The organism is Bradyrhizobium sp. 195 (assembly GCF_023101665.1).
Lineage (GTDB): Bacteria > Pseudomonadota > Alphaproteobacteria > Rhizobiales > Xanthobacteraceae > Bradyrhizobium.
On sequence record NZ_CP082161.1, the window covers coordinates 1844508 to 1867767 of the forward strand.

The 23260-nt window shown below is 57.7% G+C and carries 18 protein-coding genes and 3 pseudogenes; 10 read left to right on the forward strand and 11 right to left on the reverse strand.

From position 1 onward, the window contains the following. Positions 1-600: 600 nt before the first annotated feature. The 4 genes from IVB26_RS08515 to IVB26_RS43485 all read left to right on the forward strand — a co-directional run bounded on the left by IVB26_RS08515 (position 601) and on the right by IVB26_RS43485 (position 4304). The gene (locus IVB26_RS08515) at positions 601-915 is read left to right on the forward strand and encodes a helix-turn-helix domain-containing protein (protein ID WP_247326180.1); all 315 of its coding nucleotides are present in this window, start codon (positions 601-603) and stop codon (positions 913-915) included. Beyond that, positions 908-2152, forward strand: coding sequence for a type II toxin-antitoxin system HipA family toxin (locus IVB26_RS08520; RefSeq protein WP_247971270.1), 1245 nt, complete (start codon positions 908-910; stop codon positions 2150-2152). Before IVB26_RS08515 ends, IVB26_RS08520 begins: the two co-directional genes overlap by 8 nt. 65 nt (positions 2153-2217) lie before the next feature. Beyond that, a complete protein-coding gene (locus tag IVB26_RS08525; RefSeq protein WP_247971271.1) occupies positions 2218-3501 on the forward strand; it encodes an NAD(P)/FAD-dependent oxidoreductase in 1284 nt (427 codons plus the stop codon). A gap of 545 nt (positions 3502-4046) precedes the next feature. Further along, positions 4047-4304 carry a hypothetical protein gene (locus IVB26_RS43485; protein WP_458309341.1) on the forward strand — a complete coding sequence of 86 codons (258 nt, stop codon included), beginning with the start codon at positions 4047-4049 and terminating at the stop codon, positions 4302-4304. 207 nt (positions 4305-4511) lie between these two features. Here IVB26_RS43485 and tnpC read toward each other — a convergent pair whose 3' ends face one another. From tnpC to IVB26_RS08545, 4 genes are all read right to left on the reverse strand, one after another. Next, positions 4512-6083, reverse strand: coding sequence for an IS66 family transposase (gene tnpC / locus IVB26_RS08530; RefSeq protein ID WP_247971077.1), 1572 nt, complete (start codon positions 6081-6083; stop codon positions 4512-4514). 52 nt (positions 6084-6135) lie between these two features. Next, a complete protein-coding gene (gene tnpB / locus IVB26_RS08535) occupies positions 6136-6489 on the reverse strand; it encodes an IS66 family insertion sequence element accessory protein TnpB (RefSeq protein WP_247971272.1) in 354 nt (117 codons plus the stop codon). Further along, entirely contained in the window at positions 6470-6943 is a 474-nt protein-coding gene (gene tnpA / locus IVB26_RS08540) for an IS66-like element accessory protein TnpA (RefSeq protein ID WP_247973088.1), read from the reverse strand. Before tnpA ends, tnpB begins: the two co-directional genes overlap by 20 nt. Before the next feature lie 236 nt (positions 6944-7179). Beyond that, positions 7180-7578, reverse strand: a complete 399-nt coding sequence (locus IVB26_RS08545) for a hypothetical protein (protein ID WP_247971273.1) — start codon at positions 7576-7578, stop codon at positions 7180-7182. Positions 7579-8562: 984 nt separating this feature from the next. On the opposite strand from IVB26_RS08545, the gene IVB26_RS08550 reads away from it, so the two are divergent. Both IVB26_RS08550 and IVB26_RS08555 read left to right on the forward strand, forming a co-directional pair. After that, positions 8563-8796: a hypothetical protein gene (locus IVB26_RS08550; RefSeq protein ID WP_247387736.1), complete on the forward strand. Its 234-nt coding sequence runs from the start codon at positions 8563-8565 to the stop codon at positions 8794-8796. 70 nt (positions 8797-8866) lie between these two features. Beyond that, entirely contained in the window at positions 8867-9112 is a 246-nt protein-coding gene (locus IVB26_RS08555) for a hypothetical protein (protein WP_247971274.1), read from the forward strand. A gap of 556 nt (positions 9113-9668) precedes the next feature. Here IVB26_RS08555 and IVB26_RS08560 read toward each other — a convergent pair. The 3 genes from IVB26_RS08560 to IVB26_RS08570 form a co-directional block, all read right to left on the reverse strand. Further along, positions 9669-10142: a GNAT family N-acetyltransferase gene (locus IVB26_RS08560; RefSeq protein WP_247971275.1), complete on the reverse strand. Its 474-nt coding sequence runs from the start codon at positions 10140-10142 to the stop codon at positions 9669-9671. Between the two features lie 71 nt (positions 10143-10213). Continuing rightward, positions 10214-11428 carry a hypothetical protein gene (locus IVB26_RS08565; RefSeq protein WP_247971276.1) on the reverse strand — a complete coding sequence of 405 codons (1215 nt, stop codon included), beginning with the start codon at positions 11426-11428 and terminating at the stop codon, positions 10214-10216. Next, positions 11425-12897, reverse strand: coding sequence for a coproporphyrinogen-III oxidase family protein (locus IVB26_RS08570; RefSeq protein ID WP_247971277.1), 1473 nt, complete (start codon positions 12895-12897; stop codon positions 11425-11427). The genes IVB26_RS08565 and IVB26_RS08570 overlap by 4 nt, the downstream gene beginning before the upstream one ends. 1626 nt (positions 12898-14523) lie before the next feature. On the opposite strand from IVB26_RS08570, the gene ybgC reads away from it, so the two are divergent. Next, on the forward strand, positions 14524-14967 hold the full coding sequence (gene ybgC / locus IVB26_RS08575; protein WP_247971278.1) for a tol-pal system-associated acyl-CoA thioesterase: 444 nt from the start codon (positions 14524-14526) through the stop codon (positions 14965-14967). Positions 14968-15060: 93 nt separating this feature from the next. On the opposite strand, the pseudogene IVB26_RS08580 reads toward ybgC, so the two are convergent. From IVB26_RS08580 to IVB26_RS08595, 4 genes and pseudogenes are all read right to left on the reverse strand, one after another. Beyond that, positions 15061-15454 (reverse strand): annotated as a pseudogene (locus tag IVB26_RS08580) (IS630 family transposase); the annotation flags it as partial. A gap of 106 nt (positions 15455-15560) precedes the next feature. Next, a pseudogene (locus tag IVB26_RS08585) lies at positions 15561-16418 on the reverse strand (IS110 family RNA-guided transposase); the annotation flags it as partial. Between the two features lie 455 nt (positions 16419-16873). Further along, positions 16874-18253, reverse strand: a complete 1380-nt coding sequence (locus IVB26_RS08590) for an aspartate aminotransferase family protein (RefSeq protein WP_247971279.1) — start codon at positions 18251-18253, stop codon at positions 16874-16876. Positions 18254-18730: 477 nt separating this feature from the next. After that, the gene (locus tag IVB26_RS08595) at positions 18731-20059 is read right to left on the reverse strand and encodes an NACHT domain-containing protein (RefSeq protein WP_247971280.1); all 1329 of its coding nucleotides are present in this window, start codon (positions 20057-20059) and stop codon (positions 18731-18733) included. A 96-nt stretch (positions 20060-20155) separates the two neighbouring features. Between IVB26_RS08595 and IVB26_RS08600 the strand changes: the two are divergent. The 3 genes and pseudogenes from IVB26_RS08600 to IVB26_RS08610 all read left to right on the forward strand — a co-directional run. Next, positions 20156-20500, forward strand: a pseudogene (locus tag IVB26_RS08600) (conjugal transfer protein TrbE); the annotation flags it as partial. A 641-nt stretch (positions 20501-21141) separates the two neighbouring features. Then, on the forward strand, positions 21142-21921 hold the full coding sequence (locus IVB26_RS08605) for a phage Gp37/Gp68 family protein (protein WP_247971281.1): 780 nt from the start codon (positions 21142-21144) through the stop codon (positions 21919-21921). Between the two features lie 39 nt (positions 21922-21960). Then, positions 21961-23226 carry a three-Cys-motif partner protein TcmP gene (locus IVB26_RS08610; protein ID WP_247971282.1) on the forward strand — a complete coding sequence of 422 codons (1266 nt, stop codon included), beginning with the start codon at positions 21961-21963 and terminating at the stop codon, positions 23224-23226. The last annotated feature ends 34 nt before the right edge of the window (positions 23227-23260 follow it).

Sequence of the window (23260 nt, forward strand, 5' to 3'; positions counted from 1 at the left end):
AGCCGAGACCATTCCGCTCGCATTGCGGCCCTGCGAGTGGCCACGTCAGCGGCCCGGTCACGCCCGCAGGCTATTGACCGTCATGGGAAGCATGTCGAAGAATGAAAAACGAACTGATAGGTAGTTCGACGCTTCGCAGCTACATCGAGGCGGGCTGGCGGACATCGGAATTGACTTGGTGATACAGACTTGCTCGGCGCAAAGACGCCTCACGGAAACGACTCGGCACGACGCCACTAGGACGGCGCGTCATGGAAGAACTTCGACTCTACCGACCGCTTTCAACTGGCGTTCCATAAAAGCGACGCACCGCGTTCCAGGATGGGGTTCGTTCGCTGGCGGGCCGTTCCTGTGCGCCCAATGCACGCGAGCGCCATGGGAATCTCGGTCAACCTTGGCGATAAGATCTGCCTCCTTCATCGCGTCAGGTACGCTGGCAGCAGAGTCAACAGTTCAGACGACAAGTGCCGTTGGAACATTGCCATAAAGATATGTTTACGGATCATTATCGACGAGAAAGATCTGTTCACGTTTCGCTTGACCCGCGATATATGGTCTGTTTACATATCATTTCGGTGTGAATGATCCGAGAACATATCTATGGCTTCGGCTCCAAACCCGCTGCTCAAGGAACTTGGCCTGCACTTTCGCAGAGCACGAATGGCTGCTGGCCTATCCCAGGAGCAAGTCGCCCTCCGGGCGAACATTAGCAGGCCCCGCTATCGCGACATTGAAACGGGTGCCGCTGCAGCCCGCGCAACGACACTCGTCAACGTTGCCCGCGCCCTTGGCATGGAAATGATGCTGATTCCGCAAGCGATGGTACCGGCTATTCAATCAATGCTGCAGCCAGCTACGGGCGATGATGACCATCCTGCGTTCACGTCAGATGTTGAGGAGGAGGAGCATGAATAAGCCTGTCCTCGCGGCTGAACGTATCCAATCGCTCGACATCTCATTAAACGATCTTGCCGTCGGCACGCTCGTCCGAACGCCGGGCGACTACAACGCATTCAATCTCTTGCCCGCGTATCGGAGCTTGAACGACCCTCCGATCTTCAGCCTGTCGCTTCGCTCGGCGGATGGCAGCCTCCGCCGGGATCCCAAACCCATACGCGGCGCGCTGCCGCCGTTCTTCGCGAACTTGCTGCCCGAAGAGAAACTGCGCGAAGCAATGGAAAAGCACCACGCAGCGTCAGTAAGACCTGGAAACGACTTCGATCTCTTGGCCGCACTGGGGACAAATCTACCGGGAGCGGTACGAGCGTTGCCGAGCGACGGCGTCCCCGTTCCGGCCGGGACAGAATCAGAAGGCAAGAAGAAGGCGCGCTTTTCGCTCGCCGGTGTCCAGATGAAGCTCTCCGTCATGAAAAATACCGGAAAAGAAGGGGGGATCACGCTCGGCGTCGACGATGAGCAAGGGCAGTACATCGCGAAATTTCCCTCCCTCACCCACATTGGACTTTCGGAAAACGAATTCGCGATCCTAGCCTTGGCGGAAGCGCTAGGGATGGAAGTGCCTGCACGTGAGCTCGTCGAAAAGACGGATTTCGCCGGCATTCCGGAAGTGTTTAACACCATGTCCACGGGCAAAGTGCTTGTTGTCCGTCGCTTCGATCGCGGTGCCGATGCAGCGCGCGTGCATATGGAGGACTTTGCACAGGTCTTCGGCCGCTATCCGTCCGAGAAACATACCGGTGCGGCGTATCACAATATCGCGGCCGCGCTGAACAGCGGTGTCTCGTTCGATTCCGCGATCGAATTTGTCCGTCGTCTTGCGCTCACCGCGATCACGGGCAATAGCGACATGCATCTCAAGAATTGCTCGTTACTGTATCCTGGAGACGGACGGACGCCTACGTTGGCGCCAATCTACGACGTGCTCTCAACAGTTTCCTATATCCCGAAAGATGGTCTAGCATTGAGCCTTGCGGGCGAAAAGTCATTCAAGGCTCTGACTCCAGAGCGCTGGCGCAATTTCGCGAACCGCAGCCGTCTTCCAGAGGGGGCAGTGATGACGGCTGTAGCTGAGACCGCGGCGGCCGTGCGCGACAAGTGGTCAGTTCTTCCAGAACGCGACGTCGTGCCTGGGCAGGTTCTCGAGCGGATCGATGCACATATCGACGAAATGGTACCCATCCTTGACCCTTAGGGGCGGCACTGATTGCAGCACGACCTGGGCTGATCAAGAACCAAGAATAGTATGAGGATTGCTGGATGCGAAACAATTCAGCATCACATGGATTGTGGGCTCTCACCGCGCCACCGGCGCCAGACACTGTTCCCCTCGCCAGTGACACCGCAGCGGATGTGATCGTGATTGGCGCTGGATATACCGGGCTGTCGTCTGCACTTCATCTCGCGGAAGGAGGGGCGCGCGTCGCGCTGTTGGAGGCGTCCGAAATTGGGTTCGGCGGTTCGGGCCGGAACGTCGGTCTGGTTAACGCGGGCATGTGGGTGATGCCTGACACCCTTCCGGATACGCTCGGCGCCCCGTTCGGCGAACGGTTGATTGAACAACTCGGCCGTGGACCGCAAAAGGTGTTCGACCTCATCGAAAAGCATGGCATCGAATGTGAAGTGGAGCGTGCCGGTACCCTGCATTGTGCCGTCGGACGTAAGGGTTTGCAAGAGATCGAGGCCCGCGCCGAACAGTGGCAGAAGCGTGGCGCCCCTGTCGTAGTGCTAAATGCAGAGGAGACACGCAGGAAAGTGGGCGGTGGCGAATACAGCGGGGCGCTGCTCGATAAGCGCGCCGGGACGATACAGCCGCTGGCCTATGTGCACGGTCTAGCGAGAGCCGCGCTTGCAGCGGGGGCTAGGATATTCACACAGAGCGAGGCTGTTACTGCGCAACACAACGGCTTGCGCTGGAGGATCAGCACAGAAAGCGGATCGGTAGATGCGGAATGGGTGATCGTTGCGACGGATGCCTATGGTAAAGGACTTTGGTCGCAGGTACGGCAGGAGCAGATCCATCTGCCCTACTTCAACTTTGCTACGGGTTCTTTGCCGGATGGTCTGAGGAAGTCGATCCTGCCTGAACGGCAGGGAGCGTGGGACACTCGAGAGGTCCTCTCTTCATTTCGCTTGGATCGCTCCGGGCGCCTCGTGTTTGGCAGTGTTGGTGCCCTTGAGGGTATTGGCGCATCCGTTCACCGGGCATGGGCTCAGAGATCGTTGCGCAAGCTGTTTCCGGGACTTCAGGATGTCGAGTTTGAAACCGGCTGGTTCGGCATGATTGGAATGACCTCGGACAACCTGCCGCGCCTTCACGAGCTCGACCGCAACGTCGTTGCTTTCAGCGGTTACAACGGTCGCGGCATCGCACCTGGCACAGTCTTTGGCAGTGTGTTGGCTTCGTACGTTCTGGGGCAGATCGCGGAGAACGATCTTCCGCTGCCGGTCACTGCCGTTGAACGGCAACGCTTTCGTGCCGCGCGGGAAGCCTTCTACATCGCGGGGTCCCAACTTGTTCACCTAATGGAGTCCCGGTTCTGATTACCCAAGCGAGTTCGCCAAGTATGGGACTGTCATCGGCATGCTCATGGCTCAACTTCGCGCTCTGACGGCCATAGACCTCGATCTGTTGCTACGAGGCGAGAGATTTTTTGTGTTCTGTACGTTCGGTCGAGCTTCACACGGGATTCTAAACGCTGGCGACGGCCTCTCTTTGGCGGCGGTATAGACCGTGCTGTCATCGGAGCGACGGGTGCTAAACTCGTCCGAATTTCGAATGAAAACGAGGAAATCATGTCGCGTTATTTCTCCGCCCCAGAGGTAGATGCCGGCCTCGAACTATCCCAGGTTGATCGATGCCTTAAGCGAAGCCGTCCGGCGCGGCGGAGAAGCGATGCCAGTGCGGCAGAGCTATAATGTTGGTACCGCTGCAAGCCCAGGTCGTCTCCTGACAATGCCGGCTTGGGAGCGGGGCAAGGCACTCGGCGTGAAGCTGGTGATCGTGTTTCCGAAGAGCGGGGAATGCGGTCTCCCTGCCTTTTCCTCGCTTTACATGCTGTTCGACGGCAACCGGCCGGCCGCGCGCAATGATCGATGGCGAAACACTCACTAATCGGCGTACGGCCGCCGCCTCCGCGCTCGCATCACGACATCTCTCACGCCCCGACAGCCGCACGCTGCTGCTGATTGTAACCGGCCGGCTCGCCTCCTATTTGGCCGTTGCCCATCGCGCAGTTAGGCCGATTGAAGCCGTGCTGGTCTGGGGGCGCAATGCGCAACGTTCCAAGCGCTCGCGGACACACTTGAGCATCAGGGCCTCAAGGCCAAACCGGCTGCTGATCTGACGGACGCTCTCTCGGTGGCGGACATCGTTAGCTGCGCCACCACGTCACGTGAGCCGCTGATCGTAGGCCAGCACCTCAGGCCAGGAACACATCTTCGATCTCGTCGCTCTTGTATCAAGCGCTTCTGCTCCGTAAGCGCGATTTTCCCCGCACGATGACGCCGGCGGTTTTGATGGATTGCCCTAGTATCGGGCGATACCGGGCCGTTCAGGCAGTGGCGGCTTTGTGGAAGTTGAAGGGCAGCAGGTCGGTAATATCGGCGTCGCCGGCGCGCTGAGGCGATTCGGTGAGGACGTGGCGCAACCACGCTAACGGCTCGACACGTGAGGCGCGGCAGGTCAGCATCAGGCTGTAGACGACGGCACTGGCCTTGGCTCCGTCCACGGTATCGCTGAACAACCAACTCTTCCTGCCAGTTGCAAAAACCCTGATGTCGCGCTCCAGAAGATTGTTGTCGATCGGCATGCTGCCGTCCCCGGTGTAGCGCGTCAGATATTCCCATTGGTTTCGGGTGTAGGATACGGCGTCGCCGAGCTTGCTGTCAGGCAAGACCTTCGGGGCCATGTCATCGAGCCATACCTTGAGAGCATTGAGGATGGGGACACTATGTTGCTGGCGGAAGCGGCGAATGCAGTCGGCCTGTGTTTCACCCTTCTCCGGTATTCCGTCCCGCGCCTGCCTTTCAACCCGGTAGAGCTGGTCGAAGAACCGCAGCGCCTGCTCGGGCGGACCGCCGCCCTTCTTCCTCGCCCTGAGGGCATCGACAAAGCGCCGCCGGGAGTGGGCCATGCAGCCGATGTGGGTGGCCAGTTCCAGCGTGCGCCATGCGGTATAGCCGTCACTCATCACGATGCCGCGGTAATCGCCGAGGAAGGCCTGCGGGTGGATTTGGCCGCGGCCCGGCTGATAATCCAGAAGAACGATGGGCTCGTGACTGCCCTTGCCGCTGCGATAAGCCCACATATACGATGTGCTGGTGGCCTTTTTGTCCTTCTCCTTGAGGACCTGAACCGTCGTCTCGTCGCCATGGATGAGAGGCTGCGATCTGAGCCGCAGCTTCAGGGCGTCATAGATGCGGGAGAGATGTTTCTCGCTCGAGCCGATCACCCAGCGACCCAAAGCGCCGCGGCTGACCGGAACACCGGCGCGTTCGAAGGCCTGCGCCAGGCGGTAGAGCGGCGTGCCATCGACATATTTATGAACCAGCGCGAACGCCAGCGTTGAGGCCGTGGCAACGCTGCCCGGCAGCGGCTGCGTCGGCATCGGCGCGGTCACGACAGGGGCGTTGATCCCGGTGCGATCGCAATGGCGGCACGCATATTTGAAGCGTACGTTCTGTAAAACCTTCGCCTTCACCTCGATATGAAGTTGCTCGGTGACAGCCTCGCCCATGCGATGCATCTGGCCACGGCAGCAAGGACACGCCTTCTGATCGTCGGGCAGGTCATACTCGACGCGCTCACGCGGCAGGTTCGCCGGCAGCGGCCTGCGGCCGCGCTTCTTTCCCGTTGTGTTTTCGACGGGTGGCAAGCCCGTGTCCGGAAGTTCGGCGATATTGTTCGTTTCACTGCCGGCGTCATCCTCATCGGCGGCCTGCTCGGCTTCATTGAAGAGACGATCGACGTGCTTTTCGCTGCGTGGCGCAAAACGATGCAGGCGTGCCAGCGCCAGTTCTTCCTCGAGTTTGACGACGCGGTCGGCGAGTTGATGGTTATCCGCCTGCAGCGCAGCAATGCGCGCCAACAGCACTTCAACACTCGGATCGCCGGTTCGATTCATCGGATTCTTGAATCTGAACCGTACCGACGCGTCAACCGCTCAACTCGAGAGCTCAGCCGGCAACCTGATATTGCCGCACCGGATGGCGGACCATCGCATCGATATCGATGCCGTCAAGGATCCAGTGCAATTGCTCGGTCGTCAGCGTGACGACCGCCTCCCGGCGGCGCGGCCATCGGAACTTGTCCTCGGTCAGCCGCTTCAGGACCAGCACAAAGCCGGACCGGTCGAAGAACAGCAACTTCATCCGGTCGCAACGGCGATTGCAGAACGCAAAAACCGCCGGAGTGAATGGATCGAGCGCCATCGTCTCCTGGACCAGGACCGCAAGGCTGTTGATGCCAGCCCGGAAGTCGATCGGCTCACGGTGCAGATAGACCTGCAGGTCACCGCCCAGTCTGAACATGGCCCAGTGCTCCGATGATCGCCGTCAATGCATCCACATCGCCGCATTCCAGCGCGAGCTTCACGCCGTTCGGCAGCGACACGCTCACTTTGGCCGGAGAACAAAAAGCTGGAGTCCCTTTGGGTTCCGAACCACGCATTTCATCGCAAGTCGCCGGCAAATCCACCGTCGCCACGCTGTCTTGCCGCGACAGGGCTCGATCGGCGGACCCCTCAAGCTGAACCGGGATGAACGCCGGGCGTGAGGACGGCGGCAGCGACCTGGTGGCGGTGTGCTTCTTGATCCACTTCCGAAGGAGGTTCGCGTTGACCCCATGTTCGAGTGCAAGCCTCGATACCGAAACCCCAGGCTCAAGGCAGGCCGTGACAAGACGCTCTTTCGATGCCGCCTCGTAGCGCCGGCGACCGTTCCGGCCAACAAGCCTGACCCGCAGTTTCTGATCATCCGCTGCCATCACAAGGTGTCCACCTATTTTGGTGGACACCTCATGCATCAGAGCACTCAAAAGCAAAAGGTGCGGAGAAATTCGCGCTTACTCTGCTCCGTCAATTTTGGCTGTCTGACAGCCCTCAAACTCAACGACGGTCGGTTCGCAGTCGAGCGAGAAGCCAACTCCGCCAAATGAACGGAGCGATGCATGCCCCATATCCGCCAAGCCGATATGGACACGAGGACGTGCAATAACGTGCCTCATCGCAGAGGTGAGGGCGTGCTTAAACTCCATAGCGCCTCAAAGTGCTTATCAAGAGAATCAAATAGAAAGCCGCCACGCGACACCAAGAGCGTCGGAGTGTTACGGCTCTGTTGGTGCAGCAAATACGGTCCCCAAAAAATCTCATCATCTATACGAAGTACGTTGATCGCAGGGATGCAGGCCACCCTGTGCACTTTGAACTGGCCGCGCCTTAGACCGGGGAGCTTCGAGACCGCGTCTTCAAATGCAAGAATGTCGCCTCGGGTTTTTCCCGGAGAATGGTGCTCTTCGCGATCACGCTGATCTACGAGGCTGTGTTCTGAAGTCGGAAAATCGGGGTCAATTAGCAAAATACGCACTTGAGCACGTCGTGGACCAATCGACAAAATGTTCAAGGAAATCTTGTCTGAAGGAGGATAGCCCGTATCCGATCAGGTCAATCTTTCGGGCGACATTGAGCCGATGCTGATATGCATCTCGAATTTGAACGGAACGGCCCGGGTAAATAGCAAAAAGTCCGGCCTTACTACACGTTTCAAGTTGCGCCCGCAGAGTATCGGTAAATGATACGTAGAGGAATAGCGACACTCCGGCTATGCCCGAGGCTATCAAGGAGCCTCCTATGCCCTCCGCAAGCCCAGCTCCCATCCAGGAACGCGACCATGTCCCTAGAAAGAGAGCTCCCAGTAGGACCATGATGGTGTGAGATAAAACCCATATCACTCCGAGACGCGACCACAATCTACGGCTTATCGCCCTAATCACCGTTATCCCCCAGGCTAAATCTGGCTTCACTATCGCGTAAGGAGGCCATCAGAAAAGAGTACCTATAAACTACGCGACGTAAAGTTGCGAGGCTGTGGGTCGTAGACTTAGGTCTGCCCGGGTCCATGAAGGATCAAGCGCCTCCAAATTTGCGGAGATACATCGACCAATGGGTGGAAGGTCATTTTCTGGGACGGCGCAAGTTGCCTGAGGCAGAGCGCCAGCTTCAGGCGTTTCGCACGGCCAACGGTGCCGAACGCGCTCCGCCACGCAAGTCTAGACGCCGTTTCTGATCGATCCCCATAAGCGGGAAGAGCGATCCGAAACTTGGCAAGCTTTTGTCTCAGTGAGGAACGCCGGTTCTCGCTTGTGCTGTCGCCACCCGGAATAGGCCAGACTGGAAGTGATAGAGGCGGTCATCGAGGGACACGCCCAGGTGGATCGCGCCGACGCCGGCTCGATCGATGAGCTGCGCCGGGCAATGGGGAACCCACGGCCGTCGACAGCGCGGGCGGACCCAGGCTGATCGAGCAGAAAGACGGCGCCTAACAAGGGTCAAACGCTGCTAATCGTCATGGTTGCAATGGTAAAGTTCCCGCTGACTGGGGGGCAACATGGTTAAGGCATTTCGCAATACGGTCATGGCACTTACTTTTGTAGGAGTTGCCGGCTGCAACATGTTTTGGAATTTCATGAATGACTATATGGTCTGCGGCCTTGCGCTGGCGGCTTCAGTGACAGCCGGCTTTTGCGTTGAGCGCATCTTCATCGAGCGGTCCCGTCGGGAGATGATCCGCCTCCATGGCGCGGACTGGCATTCGGCGGAGAACCGACAGCTCGACTCATGAACGTCACCCGTCGCCCGCTCGTCATTTTCATCATCCGATTGTTCGCATTCGACCCGAGGAGCCTGGCCCGATGATCAAACCGGTCCATCCATTCCGGTTCGCTCGCATCGAGCGCCTGCGAGAGCTGCTTGAACGAGACTACCGAATGGCAGTTGACCCGAATACGGGCGTGAGCACCACGAAGCTGGTGAGACCCGATCCGCAGCTGCTCGATGCAGGTTTGGTACTCGATCGTGATCCAGGAGGGTGCGAGCTGGGTCCTTCGTTGAGAGCCTGCGAGCGCTACGGCACGCAACCGGTCGATACGCCCGAGTAGCATCACGATCTGGAAGGGCGACGACCATAAGCTGACCCGACGTAGGGGCGATTGGACGCGCCCGTGCATCCACCACCCAGCATCGCGCCAAGAGCGGACTTTTGGATTCCATACGCAACAGAATGTTGCGGTTGAATCGAGGTGGATTTGTATGCCGGCTGGCAAGGCTCACGTCGCGAGCCCACGACACTCCAGAGCGTCTTCGCCTATCCGCCGCTGGCGCACCGTATCAGCTCTCGTTTTGAATTCAACGCTGGCTCGGCCAGACGTGAGTTTGTGCGTGCGTTCGAGGCCTATCGGTCGCGAGACCTTCACGTCCTTGTCAGCTACAGTGACACTATTCATTCCGATCGCAGATCTCGCGAGACTCAATGAGAAAGTCCTCGCGGATGATACGGTTTTATCTGAGCGCATTCGACGTCATTCCCAAGGAGCGAGATTGGGCATTTGGGCTAGTCAGGGGCAAGTGATTGAATTTGTGCTCGTTGCGCGTCCGTAGAGCTTCACTGGATTATCCGGTCTCACAACCTCATTTGCTCAGCGGGGGTCATCCTGGTCAAATGAGCCGCTTCTCGTAGAAGATCACTGCATATCCGTGCAACATCCCTTCCCTGCGGCGAACATAGCCAGCGCTCTCATAAAGTCTTTGGGCCCCTACTTGGATCGTTGTTGTATCGAGCATTATCCACTTGAAACCGAGAGCAACAGCTCGCGACTCCAATTCACGAAGAACCCTCCTTCCAAACCCTCGTCGCTGAAAGACGGGGTCGACCCGCATACGTTTTAGTTCTGCGACATCATCATCAAAAGGTTTCAGCCCACCCATGGCAGCGAACCGGGGACCAATATACGCAACTACGAAGTCTCCGCCCGAGGCGATGTATACTTCCCCGATATTGCGTAAATCATCCTCCCAAACCCCTTCCGGGCCACACACACCAACATCCTGCGATGCGCTTCTGTGCAGATGCCATGCATCATCGCTATCCCCGAACTCGAACCGACGAAGGATCAGTTCGTCTTGAGACATCGACTATTACCTCTCGACCGGTGGCGGACGCCTGCGCCTCTGTTTTTAGCCACGCAGAGACCACCGTCGGCTTACGGGCGCGCCTCTGTCAACAGCCGCTGAGAAAGGACAGCCTCAACACTTTCCGATACCTCAACTCCGACAACTGGACGACCCGGCTCAACCGTATATTTTAAAGCCGTACTACGGTGCATCCGGGTAAACCGATCCAGTGCACAAACACAGGACGTGCGCAGCGTTCCGATTTCGCCGCCGTGATGCTCCACGACTGGCGAAATGGTCGCAACCCTGGGAAAGTCCGCTTTCCCCTTTAGCCAACCTGGCTTGAGCGGTGCACTCCCTTTGCCTGACGACAACCAGCGGAATACCTCGTGAATGCATCTCTGCGGATAATATTCGGACAGCCGGTACAGATCCCTATAAAATTGCGGTTTCTGGTGGAAGAGTTCTTCACCGACCAGTAGCACCGAGACCGCCACGATACGGGCCGAGAAGCGGCCGCTTGGACCAAGCGTATTCTTGTAAGGATTCTTTCCGTAAAACACACGAAACTGGCCAAATAAGTCCGGCGACATATGTTCATAAAAGCGCGTCAGAACATTGTTTGCTGACTCAAGGCGCTCCAGGCATAGCGCAAGACATTGCCCCGCATCCACGTCGGCCACATCACGCAATTTGAGCAGAGCGTCCATTGCTGACTGCAATTCGCTCTCGATGATCTGGTGACCCAAGCAAAAATCTCGCTCCTCGACCCCGGCCGCGCCGAGGCAGTATACGCGTGGATCGTTCTGCAGCGGATTCGTAAGGATCATATCTTCATAGGAGAGGACCTCAATGCCAGGCTGCCGTTGACAACTCGAGCGCGCAAGGCGGATCAGTACCTCTCCCACCGTCAGCTCGGCGTCCACGGGATGAAGGCCGGCAAACGCAGACATCTGATAAGCACAGTTTACGAGATATTGGATGTCTGTCTTAGCGATCTCGAAGTCAGACTGCGGCAGACTTAGCAGCTGCGCTTCATAATCCGTCTCCGCAATCATCGCGTTGATATTACGCCCAAGAGCCTTAACCGCTTCATCTGGTCGTTCACTGCATTTGATCTCCGCAATGCAGTGCGGCAGTTGATCGGCTACAAAATTGCTGACCAGCCCAAGCGGGCGTTCTCGCTGCGGGCGATCAATGCTATCGGACAGATGCGAAAATATGTCCTCCGCCTGGCAGGGCGACCCTTGCGGGGTGGAAACGGAAAAAGGAGCGACCATAAATGAGCGCGCCCGCGACTTCATCGAAACGCAACTTGCATTTCGGCACTTGACCCGTATCGTGCGGCCGGTGAGTAATCGTGCTTTTCGAGCAGATCAGTTCGTTTGTCTATTATCCTACTGTCGTTGTACGCGACCCGCTCGAGTATATTGTTCGAGAAAAATAGCAGCGATACGGCGCCCGAATTGATAGTGCCGGCGGCAGTTAACGAAAGCAGGCCGTTTGAAATGCAGATGAGTCCTGCCTCATTCAAGAGTTCAAGCTCGCGGCCAAAGCATTTCTCGATGGACACCCCAAACTCCCGCTCGAAGCGGGAGAGCAACACCCCACTGCTTCGCAGGGCAAACATTACCGTTCTGCGCATGAGATCATCTTGCGACAGGACAACACCCTTCCACACAGGCTTCTCGCCCGCCTCAACCCTATATAGGTAGCGATCTAAATCTGCCTCGTTATAGAACTGGCACTGGCTCATGTAACCAAATCCGGCAACCCCAAACGGGACCAGATTATTGTCGTTCCAGGAATCGTATTTGCGGCTCTGTTGAATCGAGTGTGGCTGCGACTGCTTACTCCAATAGAAAATCGGCCCATGGCGATAGCCGAGTTTCGTGAGGATGTGCTCGGCCATAAAATGCATGATAATGCGCTCCTTAGCCCCGGCAAATTGATATCGTCCCCGAGCCAAATGGCGGGCTACGGGGTCTGTAGATTTAAACATCAATGGGAATACATTGAACTTCTCTATTCCCATATCCAGTAAGCCGATAAGTGAGTCGTACCAGCTCCGGAGCGTTTGCTGCGGCAACCCATACATGAGGTCAAGCGACAGATTCTGAACGCCCATCTCATTCAGTAACTTTACGAGTTGTACTACCTCGTCCACGTGGTGCCCGCGGTTCAATATGCGTAAAATGCTCGGATCCAGACTCTGAACGCCCAATACGAAGCGGTTTACGCCGGCTCTAAGCAGTGTGGATATGCGATCTGCAGCGTCCACTTGCTTTGCAAGAGAGGGATGCAATTCGAAACTCACTTCCGACTTAGACAAATCAAAGCGCCGGCTAATCATACCAAATAGCGTTTCGAGTTGACCGTTGGTCAAGAACGAGGGAGTGCCGCCTCCAAAAAAAGCAGTCTCAACAGCTCTGCCAGCCAGCGCCGCGTCCGACCAACTCATCTCTTTATCTAAAGCCGCCAGATAGCGCTCCACTCGCCCGGAAGATGGATTGATTTCCTTGGCGAAGTGGCAAAAGGTACAATACTGATCACAAAAGGGGATGTGAAAATAGAGATCAATTGACGACGAAACCTGAAGCAACAACTTTTCGGCATTCAGGTCGCCCATTGCCTTGAGAGGCGGATATGTGCCGACAAGATAATCGTTGTGCGTGTCAAGGTGCAAATTCCGTGACCTCAACATGTCAAGGTTAATGTCGTACGAGCGGTCGATCGCGAATTCCAAGGCCTCGGAATAGGTCGGCGCACGCATTTTTTTAAACTCCTCTAGCTTTCGTGTGGAGGCAAGCCGCGATGGCAGCTCCGTTCCTCGTGTCACATTGCGCTCTTCAGCTCGGGCTCGATACCGAAGTCGTGCATTTCGATCGAAGGCGCGGATTTGTCGGCTCCCGCTCGAGACAACCACAGTAGATCGGAACGAGTGTCGCCATCCGCTCGGCGACACGGCGGGATGATTATGGTTCGGCGAAGAAGACAGATGCCGTGACCGAGGCCGAATGTCCTTCGGGCGTTGCGAAACGGCACCGAGGAAGACTTCAGGCGCCGAGGAGTGCGAATACTGCTCGAGAAAATGGTGTTCCACCTCCGAGTGTGACCCGCGCCGAGTCGGGCGCCGAGCTCGATCTGCTCCGGCGTGCCATTGAACAACTTCTGTCCGCTCCCCTCTTCGAAAGGAAGCGGCCATTGCTCGAGACCAAGCTTGATTTGGTTTCCTCCCGGTCCGACGCCATTCGCATGCCACTGCATGCATTCGCCACAGAGCCGCCCAAACGTGTCACACTGGTTTGGATTTGCTCGGGAGTAAGCGCGCTGAATGCTAGTCGTTGGTGGTCTTGAGAGTTATCCAACGCGAAGAACGACAGCGGCACCCGCGAGGGACGCGGCAAAGCTTTAGGCGGGACCGCACTCAATAGCGCAGCGTCCACGGCATTGATTTGGATCAGTCGAGCAAGTGTCATTTGAACTCCTGGGCCGGCGAATGCGAGATCGTCATGGTCGTGCGGATCCTTTACGGTGTCCCAGCAATCCACGTGCCACTCAAGACATTTGCGAACCTCGCTTGAAGAGGGCAAAACCATGTGCTTCGTGTCCACCGACGGAATACTCGCGCCTCAGTGTCTGGTCCCGGACATTAGCGTCTTCAGCCGGACACGGCTGAACACGACAACGCGGAATGTTGAATGACGATGGCGGCCTCTCATGCCGAATTCGAACATCTACTTCAACGGCGACCTTACGACCGAATCGCTCGGCTGATGGAGGCAGCGTCCCGGCACGTGACGGATATGCAAATGAACTCGTCGCTTTCTTGCGGCGCGGTGGCCACGGAGCGACTTCGATCTATTGGCAGCGCTCGGCGCGGACCTGCCAGGCGCGGTGCGCGTCGTACCGAGCGACGAGGCTCGACCGCAGAGCATCGGCGCGGCCGACTCTCCGGTCAAGATGCCGTGGATCATTCTCCATGACCATCTCACCTGGAATATCCAGCCGCGATGGCTGACCGGTCGGAGTTTAACAACTGCTGTGAATGGTAGGATTCGCGGAATAGGACTGCTTGCTGAACAATCCGCACTGCCGGGCAATCCCGACTTTGGCCTGCGAAGCGCAGATGTACGCGGAGATCAAGGCGCTTGCCGTTGGGGCGACCTCGGTCCTCGGGGATTGCTGAGCAGCGATAAGAGCTCTGCAAACCATCCGTGCTGCGGGACTTGCCGGAAATCTGGATAGGGGTTCCGGCTTCTCGCAACAGCAACCGGTCTCCGACCGTCCTTGCGCCGGGCAGCCTCCACCTGCACGCACCAAGCCCATTGGCACTTGCTGCGGAACGCGCCTCTGTGCAAGACAATTCGTCCCAGAAGGGCAGTAAGGGAACCGCACTGTGACAGCTTCTCTTGATGGCGAAATTCGCGACGGCGGCCATCATATGCAGGTTCGCGTCTATTTCGAAGATACTGACTCCGGTCAGATTGTTTATCACGCAAATTTTTTGCGCTTCATGGAACGGGGTAGAACGAACTACTTGCGCCTGCTCGGAACCACTCAGCAAGCGCTACTCAAAGAAGCCAAGAACGATGCGCCCGGCTTTGCCTTCGTGGTCCGCTCAATGACGATCGATTTTCTAAAACCGGCGGTCTTGGATGACCTGCTTGACGTCGTCACAGCCCCGCAAGAGGTGAGGGGAGCGTCGATTGCCTTGCTGCAGGAATGCAGGCGCGGAGACAATCTCCTAGTCACGGCGCGTGTACGCGTGGCGTTTATTTCAGCCGGAAAGGCGCAGCGCATCCCGAAGTCGCTGCGGCTCGCTATGGAAGGGCTTAGATAAATCCGCCGCCTCGTTCAAGCTTTTGCCTTCCAGCGCCCCAATGAAATCAGGTCATTAAGCTTCTGTTGCAACATAGTCAAACCAGTGTTCGCGGACCGATCGGAAGACCCCGCGTTGAGGCCGCGTCTGGAGAGCTTGGCGAAGAATCCTTCGACGGCATTGAGCCACGAGGATGAGGTGGGCGTGAACTGGAAGGTGAAACGCGGATGGCCATCGAGGCATTTGCGGGCCTTTGGTACTTATAGTGGCATAAATGTCGAGGACGCGGACAGCCTTTTTGACCGGAAATTGAGCCTCGATCTGGTTGAGAAGCGGATGAACTCCTGATGCCGATGCTTCTGAACGCAGCGTCCAATGACCTTGCCTTCGAGCGCATCGAAGGCGGCAAAGATAGTGGGTGGTACCGTTGTGCTTATAGTCGTGGGCATGGTGGCGGCGCGCCCCTTTTTCACGGCAGACCCGGTTCGGTGCGATCGAGCGCCTGGATTTAGCTCTTCTCGTCGCGCCGCCTTTCGCCAGTCCTCGCTCTCGCAGTCCGGACGAGCTGGTCCGGCTCGTTGCGGATCAAGCTCGCGGCTGGGTGGACATGCGGACATATGGCGAACACGGCCGTTGTCGGCCTTGGTGATGCGGCCGCGCCTGACAGACTCCCGTCGATCGTTCGCTCGGCACTAGGCCGAGGTAACCCATGAGTTGACTGGGCTCTACGGCTCACGTCGCCAACCTCGGTCGCGAACGTCGCTGCGACGATCAAATCAACGCCTCGCAACGTTTGAAGCGCCCGCACGAGCGGCTCCAGAGACCAGCCCGAGACAAATTCTTTGATCGTGCGCTCGAGCCGGTCGACCCACTCCCTGCCGACGCGAACTGCTTCAACCATTTCTTGGAGCGCGATCTGATGTGCGGGGTGATCGAATTGTTGTTCCTGAAGCCAGCGCAGATAGCGCATCGTCCAACTCTTCTTGCGAGGACGGGTGCGGTCGTGCTTGAGCATGAAGGCGCCACCTGTTGCTGGTGAACCCGCAGCGCCTCAACCGCTGCCGCTCGCGCGCGAACGAGATACCGCATCGCCTCGTGGCCTTCATGGGGAACCCATACCGCCGTCAGCTCGCCAGCGCGTAGCAGGCGCGCGAGAGAAACGGCGTCCCGGCGATTCGTCTTCACCCGATCCCCCGGCTTCCTTGGGAGTAGCGATGGTGCCAACACCGTGCATTCACGGCCCAGCAATCGGATCAGATGATAGAGGCCGTAGCCGGTCGGGCCGGCCGCGTAGCAGAATTGTACGCGGTCGAACCGGTTGGCGATCCGCGCTATGATGCGACCCATGTTGGTTGCCGAAGCGTCGACCTCGCCGAAGAAACGAACTTCTCCCTCCCGGCCTGCCTCAGCAATCGGATGGCGTTTCTCAGTTTGGCATCGATTCCGACGAATGCTTCCCTATAATCTGCCACGGCTCGTCCTCCTGTGATGAGGATCGGCTCGGTCCGCCCGAGCAACCTCGGACGCGCAGTGTAAGGCGAGCTATCTCATCGGCAGAGACGGACATACGCTCTTACCGTTCATCGGGGATGACCTCTTGAGATCCACGACCGGCTCTGTTCCAATTTCTGGAAAACAATCGTCGCCGGATTTTAAGTCGCACTAACGCCTATTCACTAGAACTCACTCGTCAGTATCGCGACATAAAGAGTTTTGGTTCCATCAGCATGCATGACTTGTTAGGAGTCGAGACGGCAAGCTCGACTGCGACCAATACGTTGCATACTATTTGGGAAGCCGTGCGACGCTGGTGGTATTCCAAAGGGCCAACCGACGGAAACTCGCAGGATCGCTGGAAAGGATAATTCCGCCGCATTTTGAAGCGATATTGGCAGTTGCGCGAGGTCGCCAGTGTAAGGCGGCCTTTTCAAAAAGTGGCAAAAACAGCATTGACTGCGTCCACTGTACTCTCGACGATGATATCAGCTTCGTGCTTTGTTAAGCACAGCGGCGGCGCGAACCCGAGAATGTCGCCCTGCGGCAAGGCGCGGCCGATGACGCCACGCTCAAGCAGCGCGGCGGCGACCTGCTCACCCACTTTTTTTGATGTATCGAAGAGGATGCGATTATCCCTATCCTCGACAAATTCCACCGCCGCCATCAGCCCGTCGCCGCGCACCTCGCCGACGTTTCCATGATCGCCCAGCGCCTCAGTCAGTGCGGACTGGAGATAGGCTCCAATATCGCGAGCATTCGTGATCAGGTCCATCTCATCGATTAGCTCAAGATTTGCAATAGCAGCCGCCGCGCAGATAGGATGGGCGGAACAAGTCCAACCATGACCGATACTACCGAGTTGATCGGAGCCTTTCACGAGAACCTGCCAAACCTTGTCCGAAATAATGACGCCGGACAAAGGAGCGTACGCGGAGGTCAGACCTTTTGAGATTGTGATCAGGTCCGGTCTGATGTCGTAGTGGTCGGAACCAAACATCCTGCCCAGGCGGCCGAATCCGGAGACGACTTCATCCGCGATGAGTAGAATGTCGTATTTCTTCAGAACGGACTGCACCTTCGCCCAGTATCCGGTGGGCGGCGGAATAATGCCGCCAGCACCTTGGATCGGCTCTCCGATGAACGCCGCGACTGTATCGGGACCCTCGGCTACAATCATTGCCTCAAGCTTGTCGACGCAGGCTTGGACGAACTGCTCCTCGCCCATGGTCGCATCAGCGCGGCGGAAATAGTACGGAGCTTCAGTGTGGAGAATCGGCGTACGCGGTAGATCAAAGGCGTTGTGGTACAGTTCAAGGCCTGTCAGCGAGCCTGTCATGACAGTTGAGCCGTGATAGGCTCGCCAGCGAGAGATAATCTTCTTCTTCTCCGGTCGGCCAAGCACATTATTATAGTACCAAATTAGTTTGATGTTTGTCTCGTTCGCGTCCGAGCCCGATAGACCGAAAAAGACGCGACTCATGCCTTTCGGCGCCCGGTCGATGATCATCCTGGATAGCGTGATCGGGGCTTCTGTGCCGTGGCCATCGTATGCGTGGTAATAGGGGAGTTCGTTCGCCTGCTTTGCAATCGCCTCGGCGATCTTCTGGCGGCCATATCCGACATTCACACAAAAAAGACCCGCAAAGGCGTCAAGGCTGGTTCGCCCAGACTTATCAGTGATGTAGACTCCTTTGCCCCCGCTGATCACGCGCGTTTGAATTTCACCTCGCGCATGCGCGCCGATGTGCGTCCCCGGGTGCAAGAGGTGATCGCGGTCCCAAGCACCGAGTTCGTTGAATCCGTGGGACATTTTCTGCTTCCTCTCCTACTCTGCATCAGAGGGTCTCGAGCCATATTCTATGGGATAAGCGCCCCACCTTACGGCTCGATGGGGGCCCACTTGCTGCCACCGAAAGATTGGAGTCGAATCCTTGTCCGTTCGGCGTTGCCGTTCAACAATAGCGAAATCGGATGTAGCGAAAAGAGGCCCGGCGCAACCAAAGTTTGTAGTTGCGCCAAAACGATGGTGCGACGCCAAGGCTAAGAGCACGCCGACCTCAAGTAGCGCGGGAGGACGCGTGAACGGAATCGCGGGCAGCTTAGTCGGCTATACAATTTGTTGGTTGGCGGCTGGCAATATCTAACTCTTGGGACAGCCAGCTCGATCAAAGGAGATCAGCAGGATCAAAGGTCGCCGACTACTACGCCAAACTCGCCCATCCGCGGTTGGCACCGGGGATGAAATCGCGCAGATTTTGGTGCTTAAAGGCCGTGAGCAGCGAAGTGGTCAATGCCGCAAGATCGCTGCCGCCCCACCCGAATCGCCGCGCAGCAGAACCAGGAGTTCGCTGGCGATGAGAACATCGCGAATCTGCTTGCTTAGCGACTCGATCCAGGCGGCGACGACGCTGACTTGGGGAACCAGGCCGCCCGAGGGGTGAAGCAATATCTTGAGTACATTCTCGGGCGGGACCTTCTTTTCGATGAGGTAGCGCGCCGCCAGAAATTCCGCGAAACTCTGATGAGCCCACCCCATGAGTTCGCCGCCGCGAGAGGTGAACAGGCCGGTATCGAGCACCTCGCGGACATGATCCTCGGTGACGTCGAAGGCGGGAAAGTCCCCTTCTTCATGCCCCCGCGCCAGAATCGAAAGCGCGACGTCTTCTTCGGGAACGCCGTCCGATTGTGCATAGGGGTTGGCAAGCATCGTCGCGGCCGCAAGGCGGCTGGCGACGCGCAGGCGCTGGGCGGGATTGAGAGCTCCCAGACGTCGCGCGTTGCGCCTGCTCGAACTTGTCTCCTCACAGAGCTTGAGGCAGCCACGGGTGTAGAGATCGACGATGCTGCGCGGGAGCTGTCCATCACGCTGAAACAGACCGAGCAGCAGATTCAAGGTCAACGGCTTGATCGCGAAGCGTACGACATCCGCCGCGTAGAGTTCCCTGATAAAGGTGTTGGCGTCGATGCCGTGCGCGGTGGCGGCTGCCACCAAGTCTTTGCGACGGAGCGGCTCCAATTCGAAAATTCCGACTGCGTCCTTGCCCCATAGGCTACCCAGCACCGGCTCCAGGATTGCGCCCGGCCAGCTTGCGGTTCGGCAGGCAATTCTCACCGACATGCGTGATGTCGGGTAGCGCGGCAACTCGCTCGCCAGCAGGTTTGCGATGCTGTCAATGCGCAGGAGCGCCTCGTCGAGGCTATCGAGATGAAGGACCAGATGCGAGCTGCCCGTTGTCCACGCGATGAACTCGGGACCTACAAAGACCCTCTGATGGAGCAGCGCATCGCTCGAATAGGCGCGCAGGTCGACGTGGATCGAAGTCGTGCCGCCGGCGACGGCATCTGCAGACGCGCGCGCGGCCTCTGCCTCCAAGATAATGGATTTGCCGATGCCGGGCTCGCCGAGGAGGACAAGCGCGCGATATTGTGCGAGTTCGGCCAACGTCGCTGGAGTCGCCGGATGGGATCGATGCAACGGGCCGGTCGGATCGGCCAGGAAGCCGCCGTCAGACAGGTCGAGCGTGCCGGTGCGGGCAATCCAAAAGCGCTGCCAATCGTACAGGGGCTTGGCGCTTCCGACGTGAGAGCTGCTGGGCGGAGGTTGGGTTTGTTTCATGGCTGCACGCTAAAACAGCGTCCAGTTGCTGGTACCAAAATGATCGTTGACGATTTCTCGTCCGCACCTTCGCGTGCTGAAGCTCTTCGAAGCCTCGTACCGGAAGTCGATTGGCTCGATGATCCGGAGACGCTAACCTATCTCCATTCGACCGTCTCGACGAAGCGCCAGCGCGTCCGCGTCGCCGAGACGCCGATGCACCTGGACGCACTGCTGACCGATCAGCCGTTGGTCGGCGGGCTGGAACCGCGTCTGGGCAGCGCCCATTTGCGCGCACTGACGGTCATCGGATTCCCGACCGCGACACATCCCGGAATCCTGGATGAACTGAACCGGCTCGCGTTTCCGTACCGATGGTCGACGCGCGCGATCCTACTCGACAAGACGCAGGCCGTGAAACTCCTCACGAAGATTCGGCGGCAATGGTTCGCCAAACGAAAAGGGCATCGCCGCCACCTTCGGAGGGCAACGCTCGCGGTGGGCACGTCTGTGTGATTTCACGATTTTCGTCGGTGCAATGGAAAGATCGTTCTTCAACGGCAGCTTCGATCAGCATTGCTGCGTCCCGATCGGCCTCGGCAGCGTCAGCGCCGTGGCCATTAGCGTGACGAGGCCTCGCGATGATGAACCCACGCGACCTTCGTTCCGTTAGGTCAATGACGACGAATGTTTCGGCATTTTCCTCTTCGACCCGCCAGGGCGGCGCAAATCTCCGTGTTTCGTTGCTCCCCATGAGAACAAACTAAGAACATAAGCCGAGCGAGGTCGATCAGGAACTCGAAATGTCAGAATCGGCGGAAGGCGATTCCATGTCGGAATCTGAACGGCTCGATATGGCCGCGGACCAGGCGATTGCGGCGCATGATGGCGATCCGCGACGCATGATCCGGAGCCTGCTTCTGGTGCGTGGCGATTGGAGGCGAAACTCTCGCGAGGTTTCATCAGGGGCGTCCAATACGGACGCTTCAAAGTGCTACAGGGTAGCCGCCCGCGACCGGCGCCTTCCAACTCGGTATTAAGGGTTAAACTGGTATTGACTGTGATCGACAGACGACGTCATCGACAGCGCGATAGGAACGGTCATGGCCGAGACGCAAATTGAATGGACCGACGCCACCTGGAATCCGGTTGCTGGCTGCTCCATCGTCAGCGCCGGCTGCACGAATTGCTATGCCATGGAAATGGCGAGACGACTTCAGGCGATGAATGTCCCGAAATATGAAGGACTCACGCGCCGCAGCGGAAAACGAACCGTTTGGAACGGCGTGGTCCGTGAAGACAAGGCCGCCTTAGACATTCCGCTGCGCTGGAAGAAGCCGCGAAAAATCTTCGTTAACTCGATGTCTGACCTGTTTCATAATCGGGTGACGGATGCCTTCATCCTGAAAGTGTGGGCCGTCATGCGTGCCACACCCCACCATCACTATCAGATCCTTACCAAGCGTCCGGAGCGGATGGGAGCGCTGGTTCGCTCCAAGATCGGCGAAGTTTTGCCGAACGTATGGCTCGGCACCAGCGTCGAGAACGCCAACGTCGTGGGGCGCATCGATTATTTGCGTACCGCCCCGGCGGCGATCCGTTTTATCTCATTTGAACCGCTGATCGGCCCGGTGGGGGCGGTCGATCTTCGCGACATCCATTGGGCCATCGTCGGAGGGGAGAGCGGAAGATCGGCCCGGCCGATCCGTGAAGAATGGATCGATGAAATCTTCGATCGGTGTGCAATGCACGACACCGCGTTCTTCTTTAAGCAGTGGGGGACATGGGGGAAAGACAACAAGCGCCGTTCCAAAAAGGCCAATGGGCGCGTATACCGCGATCAGGTCTGGGACGAAATGCCGAAGGCTTCGCTCGCGCTCTGAGAATGACGCCTCTGGATAGCAGGATTCATTCGGGGGCGAATGTCGAAAAAACCGTATTCATGGGTCACGGGCGCGGTTCTTGAGGAGCACTCAAGACGCAAGCATAAGGTTATCGCCGAATACGTCGCGCGATATCTGGCCGTGCGCTGCCAGCTTCCTCAGCAGTCCCGGTTTCGTCTTGCCATTGTCGATGGTTTTGCGGGCGGCGGCCGATACAAATGCGGCAGTCCCGGATCTCCGCTGATCTTTATAAACGAGCTTCGTGTCGCGACGGAGCAATTCAACATCAAGCGTCAGGCCGAGGGGATGTCGCCGCTCGACATCGAATGCCTGCTCATCCTGAATGACTTCGACAAAGAGACCGTCGATCTGCTGAAAACGAATGCCGCTTCGCTCATCGCCGAAATCAAGGAGAACGTGCCGAAGCTCCACCTTCGCGTCGAGTATCGAAGTGAGAAGTTCGACGAGCTCTATCCCGAGGTGAAGCAAATGCTGGAGCGCGGCAGTTATCACAACGTCCTCTTCAACCTGGATCAATGCGGAACAGGCAGCGTTGAAATCAACACGATCGGCGACATCGTTGCGTCGTTCACGTCGGTTGAAATCTTCTACACATTCGGCATCCAGACGCTGCTGACGTTCTTGCATCAGACGGATCGTGCCGCGCTGGCCAAGCAGCTTGCGCCGTTTGGCGTCAGTCCAGATGATCTATCGCAGCTCGATGGCTTGATGACCAAGGACGCCTGGCTCGGCGCAGCGGAACGCATCGTGTTTGAGTCGTTTCGGCGATGCGCGAACTACGTTAGTCCGTTTTCCATCCACAATCCGGACGGCTGGCGCTATTGGCTTATCCACTTCGCAAATTCGGTTCGCGCACGTCAGGAATATAACAATATCCTGCATCAAAACAGCAGCGCCCAGGCACATTTTGGCCGATCCGGTTTGCACATGCTGTCCTACGACCCAAGTGAAGCCGACAGTATGCTCTATGTGTTCGATGCGGCCGGAAGGGCGGAAGCGAAAAAGCAGCTTCACGATGATATTCCACGGCTCATCACAAATTACGGCGATGCAATTCCGGTCGGGGAGTTTTACGCCAGCATCTACAACGCGACCCCGGCTCACATGCTAGACATCAATTCAGCGATCATCGAGAACCCCGACCTGGAGGTTATCACCGAACAAGGCGGCGGGGAGCGCCGCAAAGCCAACACGATCACGACCAGCGACATCCTGCGCTTGAAACAGCAGCGCAGTTTCTTTCCGATCTTCTTTGATAATCAAAGCAGGAGAAGGAAGAAATGACGCGCGCCATCGTGATCGCATGACGATTGGCGCC

Coding starts and splice junctions, on each gene's coding strand:
- tnpB (WP_247971272.1), bottom strand. CDS start 6,489: ATGTTCAGACTGGGCGGTGACCTGCAGGTCTATCTGCACCGTGAGCCG.
- IVB26_RS08525 (WP_247971271.1), top strand. CDS start 2,218: ATGCGAAACAATTCAGCATCACATGGATTGTGGGCTCTCACCGCGCCA.
- IVB26_RS08550 (WP_247387736.1), top strand. CDS start 8,563: ATGGTTAAGGCATTTCGCAATACGGTCATGGCACTTACTTTTGTAGGA.
- IVB26_RS08560 (WP_247971275.1), bottom strand. CDS start 10,142: ATGTCTCAAGACGAACTGATCCTTCGTCGGTTCGAGTTCGGGGATAGC.
- IVB26_RS43485 (WP_458309341.1), top strand. CDS start 4,047: ATGATCGATGGCGAAACACTCACTAATCGGCGTACGGCCGCCGCCTCC.
- IVB26_RS08590 (WP_247971279.1), bottom strand. CDS start 18,253: ATGTCCCACGGATTCAACGAACTCGGTGCTTGGGACCGCGATCACCTC.
- IVB26_RS08570 (WP_247971277.1), bottom strand. CDS start 12,897: ATGCGTGCGCCGACCTATTCCGAGGCCTTGGAATTCGCGATCGACCGC.
- IVB26_RS08515 (WP_247326180.1), top strand. CDS start 601: ATGGCTTCGGCTCCAAACCCGCTGCTCAAGGAACTTGGCCTGCACTTT.
- IVB26_RS08520 (WP_247971270.1), top strand. CDS start 908: ATGAATAAGCCTGTCCTCGCGGCTGAACGTATCCAATCGCTCGACATC.
- IVB26_RS08605 (WP_247971281.1), top strand. CDS start 21,142: ATGGCCGAGACGCAAATTGAATGGACCGACGCCACCTGGAATCCGGTT.
- tnpA (WP_247973088.1), bottom strand. CDS start 6,943: ATGGCAGCGGATGATCAGAAACTGCGGGTCAGGCTTGTTGGCCGGAAC.
- IVB26_RS08565 (WP_247971276.1), bottom strand. CDS start 11,428: ATGAAGTCGCGGGCGCGCTCATTTATGGTCGCTCCTTTTTCCGTTTCC.
- tnpC (WP_247971077.1), bottom strand. CDS start 6,083: ATGAATCGAACCGGCGATCCGAGTGTTGAAGTGCTGTTGGCGCGCATT.
- IVB26_RS08610 (WP_247971282.1), top strand. CDS start 21,961: ATGTCGAAAAAACCGTATTCATGGGTCACGGGCGCGGTTCTTGAGGAG.
- IVB26_RS08595 (WP_247971280.1), bottom strand. CDS start 20,059: ATGAAACAAACCCAACCTCCGCCCAGCAGCTCTCACGTCGGAAGCGCC.
- IVB26_RS08555 (WP_247971274.1), top strand. CDS start 8,867: ATGATCAAACCGGTCCATCCATTCCGGTTCGCTCGCATCGAGCGCCTG.